The 11,376-nt window shown below is 71.7% G+C and carries 9 protein-coding genes; 5 read left to right on the forward strand and 4 right to left on the reverse strand.

The features are described 5' to 3' along the window. Positions 1 to 31: 31 nt before the first annotated feature. Genes AC27VN_RS19440 through AC27VN_RS19455 form a run of 4 tightly spaced genes read right to left on the reverse strand, consistent with a single transcriptional unit; the run spans position 32 to position 5,020 of the window. Entirely contained in the window at positions 32 to 2,344 is a 2,313-nt protein-coding gene (locus AC27VN_RS19440; RefSeq protein WP_490877555.1) for a molybdopterin guanine dinucleotide-containing S/N-oxide reductase, read from the reverse strand. A gap of 22 nt (positions 2,345 to 2,366) precedes the next feature. After that, the gene (locus tag AC27VN_RS19445) at positions 2,367 to 3,374 is read right to left on the reverse strand and encodes an NrtA/SsuA/CpmA family ABC transporter substrate-binding protein (protein WP_490877556.1); all 1,008 of its coding nucleotides are present in this window, start codon (positions 3,372 to 3,374) and stop codon (positions 2,367 to 2,369) included. Between the two features lie 42 nt (positions 3,375 to 3,416). Then, positions 3,417 to 4,151: an ABC transporter ATP-binding protein gene (locus AC27VN_RS19450; protein ID WP_490877557.1), complete on the reverse strand. Its 735-nt coding sequence runs from the start codon at positions 4,149 to 4,151 to the stop codon at positions 3,417 to 3,419. Beyond that, a complete protein-coding gene (locus AC27VN_RS19455) occupies positions 4,148 to 5,020 on the reverse strand; it encodes an ABC transporter permease subunit (RefSeq protein WP_490877561.1) in 873 nt (290 codons plus the stop codon). The genes AC27VN_RS19450 and AC27VN_RS19455 overlap by 4 nt, the downstream gene beginning before the upstream one ends. A 215-nt stretch (positions 5,021 to 5,235) precedes the next feature. Here AC27VN_RS19455 and AC27VN_RS19460 point away from each other — a divergent pair, with 215 nt between their 5' ends. The 5 genes from AC27VN_RS19460 to AC27VN_RS19480 form a co-directional block, all read left to right on the forward strand. Continuing rightward, complete coding sequence (locus tag AC27VN_RS19460; RefSeq protein WP_490877558.1) at positions 5,236 to 6,918, forward strand: M14 family metallopeptidase; 1,683 nt, start codon at positions 5,236 to 5,238, stop codon at positions 6,916 to 6,918. 218 nt (positions 6,919 to 7,136) lie between these two features. Next, positions 7,137 to 8,780 carry an ABC transporter substrate-binding protein gene (locus tag AC27VN_RS19465; RefSeq protein ID WP_490877559.1) on the forward strand — a complete coding sequence of 548 codons (1,644 nt, stop codon included), beginning with the start codon at positions 7,137 to 7,139 and terminating at the stop codon, positions 8,778 to 8,780. Between the two features lie 7 nt (positions 8,781 to 8,787). Next, positions 8,788 to 9,705: an ABC transporter permease gene (locus AC27VN_RS19470; protein WP_209539756.1), complete on the forward strand. Its 918-nt coding sequence runs from the start codon at positions 8,788 to 8,790 to the stop codon at positions 9,703 to 9,705. Then, the gene (locus AC27VN_RS19475; protein WP_296785740.1) at positions 9,702 to 10,577 is read left to right on the forward strand and encodes an ABC transporter permease; all 876 of its coding nucleotides are present in this window, start codon (positions 9,702 to 9,704) and stop codon (positions 10,575 to 10,577) included. The genes AC27VN_RS19470 and AC27VN_RS19475 overlap by 4 nt, the downstream gene beginning before the upstream one ends. Further along, on the forward strand, positions 10,574 to 11,376 hold an 803-nt coding region (locus AC27VN_RS19480), incomplete at its 3' end, for an ATP-binding cassette domain-containing protein (protein WP_490877560.1). The genes AC27VN_RS19475 and AC27VN_RS19480, both read left to right, overlap by 4 nt.

Consider the following 11,376-nt stretch of genomic DNA (forward strand, 5'->3'; position numbering starts at 1 on the left):
TGAGATGCGACGTGGAGGGCGGGGCGCGCGCTCAGGGCGCGCCGCGCGGCGCCGGCTCGAACGCCGGCGGATCGAAGGCCGTGATCGCCGGCAACTCGCCGCGCCACAACGCCACCTCCACGCGCGCGCTCTGCGCCGCGCACCCTTGCGCCAGCTTCGAGCTGCCGACGTCGGGCGTCACCACGTTCGGATTGCCGTGCTTCTCGAGGCTGCCCGGTGCCTGCGCATCGAGCGGGTCGTACCACGCGCCGGTGGCGATCTGCGCCACGCCGGGCCGCACATCGTCGGACAGCACGGCGCCCGCGAGGAAGGCGCCGCGCGCATTGAAGACGCGCACCACGTCGCCAGCCGCGATGCCGCGCTCGCGTGCGTCCCGCGCATTGAGCGTGATCGGCTCGCGGCCCGCGATCTTCGAGGCGCGGCTTAGCGCGCCATGGTCGTACTGGCTGTGCAGGCGCGTCGCGGGCTGGTTCGACAGCAGCTGGATCGGCCCCTCCGGCGCCTCGGGTTCGAACCAGCGGGCATGGCCCGGGCAATCGTCGTAGCCGAAGCCCGCGATGCGCTCGGAGTACAGCTCGATGCGGCCCGAGGGCGTGGGCAGGGCATGGGCGATGGGGTCGGCGCGAAAGGGCGCGAGCAGCACCACCGGATCGTTCGCCACCGCGCTCGTGCGGCCGATGTCGATGCGGCCGATTTCCCAGAAGGCATCGAACGCAGGCAGCACCAGCCCGGCGGCCTCGGCACGCGGCCGCGAGCTTTCGTACAGATGCCGCAGCCATTCGCGCGCATCGCGGCCCTCGGTGTAGGCCGGCGCGATGTCCAGCCGCTCGGCCAGCCGCGACAGGATGTCGTAGTCGTCGCGCGCCTCGCCCACGGGCGCGATGGCCGCATGCATCGCGACCATGAAGCGCTCGCTGCCCGCGCTGCCGATGTCGTCGCGCTCCAGCGTGGTGGTGGCGGGCAGCACGATGTCGGAATGCCGGGCCTGCGCGGTCCAGTACTGCTCGTGCGTGATCACGGTCTCGGGCCGGCGCCAGGCCTCGAGGGTGCGGTTGAGGTCCTGGTGATGGTGGAACACGTTGCCGCCGGCCCAGTACACGAGCCGGATGTCGGGGTAGTGGTGCCGGCCGCCGTTGTAGTCGAAGGGCGCGCCGGGGTTCAGCAGCATGTCGGCGATGCGCGCGACCGGAATGAAGTCGGCCACCGGGTTCACGCCCTGCGGCAGCCGCGCGCCCGAGAAGCTGCCATGGCCGCTGCCGATGTAGTTCATGCAGCCGTAGCCCAGGCCGAAGCCGCCGCCCGGCAGGCCGATCTGCCCGAGCAGGGTGGCCAGCGTGACGGTCATCCAGAACGGCTGCTCGCCATGCCGCGCGCGCTGCAGCGAGTAGGTGCAGTTCACCAGCGTGCGGCTGCTCGCCATGCGGCGCGCGAGCGTTGCGATGGCTTCGGCCGCGATGCCGCAGCGCTCGGCGGCCCAGGCCGGTGTCTTGGGCACGCCGTCGGCGCGGCCGAGGATGTAGTCGCGCACTTGGTCGAAGCCTACCGCGTGGCTGCGGCAGAAGGCCTCGTCGTGCAGGCCCTCGTCGATCAGCACGAAGGCCAGGCCCAGCATCAGCGCGGTGTCGGTACCGGGGCGCAGCGGCAGCCATTCGGCAGCGGGCACGGCGTCGAGGTCGGCGCGCACCGGGCTGAGGTTGACGAAGCGCGTGCAGCCAGATGCCGCCATGCGTCGCAGCGCCGGCGCCACGCCATGGTCGCTCGCACCGCCGGGGCTCACCTGCGTGTTGCGCAGCGGCAGGCCGCCGAAGGCCACGAACAGCTCGCAGTGCTGCGCGAGCACGTCCCAGCTCGTGTGGTTCTGCAGCAGCGCGTCCATGCCGTCGACGATGTGCGGCAGCAGCACGCGGCCGGCGCCGAGGCTGTAGCTGTCCTTGCTGTACACATAGCCGCCAAAGGCGTTGAGAAAGCGGTGCAGCTGGCTCTGCGCATGGTGGAAGCGGCCCGCGCTCGACCAGCCGTAGCTGCCGCCGTAGATCGCCCGGTTGCCATGCGCCTGCTTCACGCGTTGCAGCTCCTGCGCCACCAGGTCGAGCGCCTCGTCCCACGGCAGCTCGACGAAGGCCTCGCGCCCGCGCCGGTCGCCGCTGCGATGCCGCGTGGCGGCATCGAGGAAACCGCGGCGCACCGCGGGGCGCCGCACGCGCGTGGGCGAATCGACCGCGCCGACCATCGAGGCGCCGATGGGCGAGGGCGCCGCGTCCCATTCGGCGGGCCGCATGGCCACGAGGCGACCGTTCTCGACCACGGGGCGGTACACGCCCCAGTGGGTGGACGTCAGCGGCATGGGCCCGGACTCCGCGCGGGCCTCACAGCCGCGCGAGGTAGTCCGTGACCTTGGCCTTCTGCGGCAGGATCTTGCGCTCCGACAGCCAGTCGGAGGCCTTCTGGAATTCCTGGATGAACTTCGCGTCCTGCACGCCGCGCACGTCCCAGCGGCGCTTGAGCTTGACCAGCGTGTCGCGCACCGCGTCGCTGTAGCCCGCGTCCTGCTGGTTCAGGGTCTCGGCCTCCACGGGATGCTCGCTGATCCACTTCGCCTCGGCCGCGTAGGCCGCGTTCACGGCGCGCACGATGGCCACGTTCTCCTCGGCGAACTTGCGGTGCGTGACGTAGGAGTTGAAGTCGATCAGGAAGTCGAGGTCGCGGCCCTCGAAGAAGACGTCGTGCGCCTTGTACTCGGTGCGCGCGATGTCCACGCCCGGGCTCCACATCGACCAGGCGTCGATCTTGCCCTGCGCGAAGGCCGGGCCGGCGTCGGGCGGATTGAGATAGACGAACTTGACCTTGCTGCGGTCGATGTTGTGCTTCTCGAGCGCGGCCACGAGCAGGAACTCGCCGAGGCCCGAGCGGTTGACCGCGACCGATTTGCCCACCAGGTCCTGCACCTTGTCGATGCCCGAGCCGTCCTTGGCGATGATCGCGGTGCTGCGCGGCTCGACGATCGCGAACTGCGTGAACACCAGCGGCGAGCCCGCGAGCATGGCGGCCAGCGCGGGCGTGGTGCTGCCGCCGAAGCCGAAGTCGGCGCTGCCGCCGGTCACGGCCTGCAGCGAGGGCGCATGGTTGGGGAAGGGGCCGATCCACTGCACCTTGATGCCGTCCCTGGCGAGCAGCTTCTCGAACTCGCCGCGGTTCTTGGCCAGCGCGGGCAGGCCGCCGCGGCCCCAGGTGAGGCGCACGGTGTCGGTGTTGCGCGTGGCCTTGGCCGGGCCGGCGGCCTGTGCATGGGCCAGGCCCGTGGCCAGGGCGCCGGCGCCGACGACGGCGGTCTGCAGGAAGCTGCGGCGCGAGGCCGGGGAGAACGAGGAGGTCATGAAGGGAGGAGGCCGGTGGAGAAAGGAAAACGAAAAGGAGGTTCAGGCGGGCACGCTGTCGGCCGCCACGCCGAGCTCGGCCAGCAGGGCCTCGCGCAGCACCGTCGCATCGGGATGCGTGCGCCTGGCATTGGCCTCGGGCGACACGGCGTACTCGCTCGCGATCGCGCCGTCGCGCATCACGAGCACGCGGTCGGCCAGCGCCACCGCCTCGTCGACGTCGTGCGTGACCAGCAGCACGCCGGGCCGGTGGCGGCGCACGAGTTCCTTCACCAGGCCATGCATGCGGATGCGCGTGAGCGCGTCGAGCGCGGCGAAGGGCTCGTCGAGCAGCAGCAGCCGAGGCTCGCGCACCAGCGCGCGCGCCAGTGCCACGCGCTGCGCCTGGCCGCCCGAGAGGTTGCGCGGCCAGTCGTCGAGCCGGTCGCCGAGGCCGACCTCTGCCAGCGCGGCCTGCGCCAGCGCCTTGCCGGTGGTTTCGTCGAGGCCCAGAGAGACATTGCGCCAGAGCGAATCCCACGGCAGCAGCCGGTGTTCCTGGAACACCACCGCGGGCTGGCGCGGTCCGTCGATGCGCCCGCCGTCGATGGCATCGAGGCCGGCGAGCGCGCGCAGCAGCGTGGTCTTGCCGCAGCCGCTCTCGCCGAGCAGCGCGACGAATTCGCCGCGCGCGATGCGCAGGTCGAGCCCGCCGATCACGGTGCGCTCGCCATAGCGGCGCTGCAGGCCGTGCACGACGACGGCGGGGGCCTCGGGTTGCGATGGTTGCGCGCTCATCGCCGCTCTCCCGCCGCGTAATTGGGATGCCAGGCCAGCAGCCGGCGTTCGAGCAGCCGGGCCACCGCATCCGAGGCCACGCCGATGGTGGCGTAGACCACGATGGTCAGCACGATCACGTCGGTGCGCAGGAACTCGCGCGCATCCATCGCGAGGTAGCCGATGCCCGAGCTGGTGGCGATGGTCTCGGCGATCACCAGCGCGAGCCAGGCCACCGCGAGCGCATAGCGCACGCCCGCGAGGATCGAGGGCAGGGCGCCCGGCAGCACGATGCGCCGGATCAGCGTCGCGTTGCTCAGGCCCGTCACGCGGCCGAGCTCGAGCAGCTTGGGGTCGACCTGCCGGATGCCCAGCACGGTGTTGATGTAGATCGGGAACATCACGCCCAGCGACACCAGGAAGATCTTGCCGCCCTCGTCCACGCCGAACCAGACGATCACCAGCGGCAGCATGGCGAGGAAGGGAATGGCGCGGATCATCTGGATGCTGCGGTCGAACAGCGCCTCGGCCAGCCGCGAGAAGCCCACCACCGTGCCGAGCGCGAAGCCGATCGAGCCGCCGATCACGAAGCCGGTGGCCGCGCGCAGCAGGCTGGTGCCCATGTCGCTGATCAGCCGCCCTTCCTGGATCAGGCCCCAGGCCGTGGCCGCCACCTTGCTGGGCGCGGGCAGCACGTGGATCGAGAGGTAGCCGGCGCGCGCCGCCAGCTCCCACACCACCAGCACCAGGGCCGGCACCAGCCAGGAGACCAGCAGCAATTGGTGGCGCAACAGCAGGCGCGGCGCGCGGCGGGGCGGCGGTGGCTTGGCGGCCGGCACGGCAGCAGCAGGTGCCGTGGGCAGCGGGAGGTTGTCGAAGACATGAGACATCGAGGCGAGGCTTTCCATGAGGGTCCCCGTGAGTCGGGAGCCGGCGCAGGCTAGCGTGCGCCCACCTGCGGGCCAAAGAACAAAAACGGATCAACGTATGCGGATTCCGTGCTTGCATTGCGCGCGCCAGGGTCAAGACTGGGGGCGGCTGTCCCTTGGGCAGCGTGTCTTCTCGTTGGTAACCCCACGCCGCGAGGCGGTTTATTCTTCGCGCCATGACCCTGCTGCTCGACGCCACCTTCCCCCGCACGCTGGTGCAACTGGTCGAACGCTTCGGCGCCCACCCGGTCACGCGCATCGAAGCCTGGCTGTTCGAGGACGCGCCCATGCGTCGCGCCGCCGAGCAGGCGCTCGCCGCGGCGGGCGTGCAGGCTGTGCTGCGCAGCGCCTACAAGCCGCTGGTGCATTTCTTTCTCGAGGAGTTCGAGGGCGATGGGGCGACGTCGATCGAGGTCCGCACGCCCGCGGGTCAGGGCCAGCGCTTTCGCCTCGAGGCCTATCCACTGGCCGGCCTGCTCGGCGAGGGCGTTGCGCTGCATTTCACTGAAGGCGAGTTGCCCGGCGAGCACCTCGTGACCGCCGGCGAACGGCAGTGGCGCGTGTTCGCGCCCAACGACGCCACCGCCTCGCCCTGCGGCTGGCTGCGCGTCTGGGACGGCGACGCGCTGGTGCACGACGCCGCGCTGCCCACCGAGTTCGAGGCCGCCTGCGCGGCCGCGCTCGACGCGGTGCGCGGCCATGGCTGGCCCGACACGCTGCCGCTGTTCGACACGCTCGAGATCGCGATCGCCACCACCGGCATCGAACGCCGGCTGCCCTTCGGCGAAGAGACGATCGACACCTTCGAGGCGCTGCACGAGGACTGCTACTACGGCGCGCTCGAGTTCTTCAAGGCGCGCGCCGGCCTCGATGACGCCGATCGCACGCTGCAGCCCGGCCACATCGTGCCGCTGATCTCGCGCAGCGAGGACGACACGCGGGTCACGGTGCGGCTGGCCGCGCACCAGCGTGTCGACCCGCCCGTCGACACCGCCCTGGTGCTCGACACCGCCGACCGCTCGCTGGCCCCGGTCGAGGTCGAGGCCGCGATGGCGCGCCTACCCGGCGAGCGCTTCGGCGTGACCTCGTTCCAGGGCCGCCCGGTCGCGGGCCTGCATGTGCGCGGCACGCTGCCGGGCCTGGTGGTCACGGCCGGCCAGCATGCGAACGAGAGCTCGGGCGTGGTCGGCGCGCTGCGCGCGGCGCCGCTGCTCAATGCGCTGCCCGGCGCGCACTATGCGCTGGTCGCGCTCGAGAATCCCGACGGCGCGGCGCTGCATCATCGGCTCCAGCAGACCGACCCCACGCACATGGCGCATGCCGCGCGCTACACCGCGCTCGGCGACGACCTCGAGGCGCGCACGAAGCCGCCGTTCGGCGAGAAGGCGCCGCGGCTCGAGGCGATCGCGCGCACCGGCGCACGCCTGCACCTGAGCCTGCATGGCTACCCGGCGCACGAATGGACGCGCCCGCGCGCCGGCTACGTGCCGCGCGGCAGCGAGCTGTGGACGGTGCCCAAGGGCTTCTTCCTGGTCCTGCGCCAGCACCGCGGCCACGACGGCCTGCGCTTCCTCGATGCGCTCACGAAGGAACTGCTCGCGGGCTCGGCCGAGCTGGCCGCGTTCAATGCACTCCAGCAGCGCATGTGGCATGCCCACGTCGGCGAGCTGCCGTTCGCGCCCATCAACGGCATCCCCTGCATGGTGATCACCGACGAGCGCTCGACCGTGCCGTTCACGCTGATCAGCGAGTTCCCCGACGAGACGGTGCGCGGCGCGGCCTTCCGGCTCGCGCACACGACGCAGATGCGGACCGTGCTGACGGCGGCGCGTCTCTACTGGGACGGACTGCTGGATTGAGCGGACGAAGGGAGCAGAGGCGCTCCATGCGCGCTGAGCGAGATAGCTTCTGCGAAAACTTTCGTTAGCCGCGAAGCCCTGAGCTTCGAAGATCGGCGCTGCCCGTGCACGGGCGTTCGCCCGGGCCTGCACGGCCGGCGCCGCGCGCGCCGATTCCTTGTCCTTTCCTCCAGGCGCGGACTCGTCCGCGCGGCTTTCTCACGTTCCTTTCCGTCGTCATGAAGATCTCCCTTGCCCTTGCTTTCCCGCGGCGCGCGCTGCCGCGCATCCTCCAGGCCGGCCTGCTCGCCGCCTGCGGCATGAACCTCGCGCTGGCCGCCGACACGCCGCGCCAGGGCGGCGAGGTGGTCTTCGGCGTCACCACCGATCCGATCTGCTTCAACCCGCACCGCTCGACGCAGCAGAACTCCTACATCCTGATCCGCAACTACATCGACTCGCTGGTCGCCAAGGGCAAGGGCGGCAAGTTCCTGCCCTGGCTGGCGCAGGAGTGGAGCGTCTCGCCCGACGGCAAGACCTATGCCTTCAAGCTCAAGCCGGGCCTGCAGTTCCATGACGGCACGCCGCTCGACGCGGCGGCCGTGAAGTTCAACTTCGACTTCGTGCGCGACACCAAGAACACCAATGCCGCCGGCGAACTGCTCAAGGCGGTGGAGCGCGTGCAGGTGGTGTCGGCCAGCGAGGTGCGGCTGCAGCTGGCCCGGCCCGACTCGGGTCTGCTCGAATCGATCGCCAGCGTGCGGCTGGGCCTGATCTCGCCGAAGTCGCTGCAGTCGGGCGACGACCTCTGCGGCGGCGGCCCGGCCATCGCGGGCAGCGGCCCGTTCCTGTTCCAGAACTACGTGCGCGGCCAGTCGGCCGGCTTCGCGCGCAACCCGCGCTACCAGTGGGCGCCCGGCTATGCGGCGCACCAGGGACCGGCCTGGCTGGACCGCGTGACGGTGCGCTTCCTGCCCGAGTACGCGGTGCGCGCGGGCGCGCTGAGCTCGGGCCAGGTCGACGTGATCGAGGGCGTGCAGCCCACCGACGTGGGCCTGTTCAAGGACCAGCCGGGCTTCCAGTTCCTGGTCGGCCCCGCGGGCGCGCAGACCTCGTTCACGCTCAACGTCAACTACACGATCCCGCCGGCCACCGACGTGCGCGTGCGCCGCGCGCTGCGCGACGGCGCCGACATCGACGCGCTGGTCAAGAGCGTCTACCGCGGCACCTACCGCCGCGCCTGGTCGAACATCGGCCCCGACAGCTTCTTCTACAACAAGGCGCTCGAGGGCAGCTGGGGCAACAACCCGGCCGCGGCCAACAAGCTGCTCGACGAAGCGGGCTGGACCGGCCGCGACGCCGAGGGCTTCCGCACCAAGGACGGCCAGCGCCTGACCATCGAGGTCGGCTACCCGCAGCCCTTCGTGCGCGACAACCGCGACGTGCTGATCCAGGGCCTGCAGGCGCAGCTGCGCAAGAACCTGGGCTTCGACCTGCGGCTGCGCTTCGTCACCGGCGGCGAATGGGCGCAGCAGCTGCAGAAGGGCTCGTGGAGCATCTATCCCAACACCTACCTGCCGGCCGACGCGGCGCAGGAGCTGCAGGGCAACATCGGCGAGAGCGGCTTCATCCGCGCGGTGGCCGACAAGGGCGACAGGACGCTGTTCGGCTACATCAACGACGCGCTGGCTTCCACGAATCTCGAGGAGAAGAAGAAGCTGGTCGACGCGGCGCAGCGCCACGCGGTGGACCAGGGCATCATCGTGCCGCTGTTCTCGGCCAACTACCAGCTCGCGGCCAAGAGCCGGGTGCGCGGCCTGTCGTTCGAGACGCAGCTCGATTCGCCGTCGAACTTCCACGACGTGTGGCTGTCGGAGCGCTGAGCCCGTCATGTGGCGACTGGTGATCTCGCGGCTGGGCGCCGGCCTGCTGGTGGCGTGGGGCAGCGCCACCGCGGCCTTCCTGGCCCTGCATGCGCTGCCGGGCCGGGTCGAGGACATCCTGGCCGGCGACCTCGACTACCCGGGCCTGCGCGAGGCCATCGCGGCCGAGTGGGGCCTGGACCGTCCGCTGTGGGAGCAGTACCTGGGCTTCCTGGCGCGCATCGCCAGCGGCGACTTCGGCACCTCGTACGAGCTGCGCCAGCCGGTGGCGCGCGTGGTGATGGCGCAGCTGTGGCCCACGGTCGAGCTCGCGCTCGCGGCCGGCGTGCTGGCGCTGCTGTTCGCGGTGGTGGTGGCCACGCTGACCTCGGGCCGCGGGCGTATCGCGCGCGCGGCGGCCTCCACGCTGGAGCTGGTGTTCGCCTCCACGCCGGTGTTCTGGCTCGGCATCCTGCTGCTGATGGCCTTCTCGTTCACGCTGCGCTGGTTCCCGGTCTCGGGCGCGGCCGACTGGCGCGCGCTGGTGCTGCCGGCGACCGCGCTGGCGCTGCCGACCGCGGGCCTGCTGGCGCAGGTGCTGCGCGAGGCGATGGAGCGCGCCCTCGAGCAGCCCTTCGTGGTCACGGTGCGCGCGCGCGGCCTGGGCGAGCTGCGGCTGCGCCTGCGGCACGTGCTGCGCCATGCGGCGCTGCCGGTGGTCACGCTCGGCGGCTGGATCATCGGCGGCCTGCTCGGCGGCGCCGTCATCACCGAGAAGGTGTTCGGCCGTCCCGGCCTGGGCACGGTCACGCTCAACGCGGTGCTGAGCCAGGACGCGCCCGTGGTGCTCGCGGTGGTGCTGCTGGCGGCCTTCATCCATGTCGCGGCGTCCACCCTGCTGGACCTGCTCTATGCACTGATCGACCCGAGGCTCAAGGCATCATGACTTCCGCATCCGAGACCGTCGCGCTGCCCGCGGGCAGCGCTCCCGCGTCGAGCGCACCGCGCCGGCGCCTGCCGCCGCTCGCGGTGCTGCTGTCGGCGCTGTTCGTCGCGCTGCTGGTGATCGCCACCGTCGCGCCGCGCTGGCTGGCACCGCTCGATCCGCTCGAGGGCGACTTCCTCGCGGTGCTGCAGCCGCCGGGCGCCGAGCATCCCTTCGGCACCGACCGGCTCGGCCGCGACGTGCTGTCGCGCACCGTGCATGGCGCGCGCTACTCGCTGTTCATCGGCATCGGCGGCACGGCGATCTCGGTACTGGCCGGCGTGCTGCTGGGCTTGGTGGCGGGCCAGAAGCAGTGGCTGCTCGACGAGGGGCTGTCGCGGCTGTTCGACGTGATCTCGTCCTTTCCGGGCGTGCTGCTGGCGATGCTGGTGGTGGTGTTCCTCGGCCCGGGGCTGGCCAACATCGCGCTCGCGGTCGGCATCGCGGGCATTCCGAAGTTCGCGCGCGTGGTGCGCGCGCAGACGCGCATCGTGCGCCAGGCCGACTACGTGACCCATGCCTACATCTACGGCCGCAGCCGCGCCCAGGTGTTCTTCGGCCACCTGCTGCCCAACGTGCTGGTGGCGGTGCCCGTGACCGCCACCGTCTACGTGGGATCGACCGTGCTGGCTGCCTCGGGCCTGAGCTTCCTGGGCCTCGGCCCGCAGCCGCCCACGCCCGAGTGGGGCGTGATGCTGGCCGAGAGCCGCGACGTGCTGCGCGTGGCCTGGTGGCCCGGCGTGTTCCCGGGCGCGGCCATCACGCTCACGGTGATCTCGTTCACCGTGCTCGGCCACCATCTGCAGCGGCGCTTCGAGGGGAGGCTGGCATGAGCGATGTTCCGCTGGTCGATGTGGAAGGCCTCACGGTCCGCTTCGACACGCCCGCGGGCGAGCGCACCGTGGTCGAGGCGCTCGACCTGCGCATCGCGCGCGGCGAATGCGTGGCGCTGGTCGGCGAGTCGGGCTCGGGCAAGAGCGTGACCGCGCGCAGCCTGCTCGCGCTCGCGGGCCCGGGTGCGCGCGTGAATGCGCGCAGGTTCCTGATCGACGGGCGCGACGCGAACCGCTTCGACGCCACCGACTGGCGCCGCCTGCGCGGCACCTTCGCGGGGCTGGTGATGCAGGACGCGCTGGTGTCGCTCGATCCGCTGCGCCCCATCGGCCGCGAGGTCGGCGAGGTGCTCGAGCACCACGGCCTGCTGCGCGGCCGCACCGCGGTGCGCCAGCGCGTGCTGGAAACGCTCGCGCGCGTGGGCATGCCCGATCCCGAACGCCGCATCGGCCAATATGCGCACCAGCTCTCGGGCGGCTTGCGCCAGCGCGCGCTGATCGCGGCCGCGATCGCGGGCCTGCCGCCGCTGATCGTGGCCGACGAGCCCACCACCGCGCTCGACGCGGCGCTGCAGAAGCAGGTGATCGAGGTGCTGGCGCGCCGCGTGCGCGACGAAGGCAGCGGCCTGCTGCTGATCAGCCATGACCTGTCGGCGGTGGCGGGCATCGCCGATCGCGTGCTCGTGATGCGCCATGGCCGCGTGCTCGAGCAAGGCCCGGTGCGCGACGTGCTGTCGAGCCCGCGCCATGGCTACACCCGGCAGCTGATCGCGGCCGTGCCCTCGACCTCCTCGCGCGG

Source organism: Variovorax sp. 20P10.2.4, from assembly GCF_058244205.1.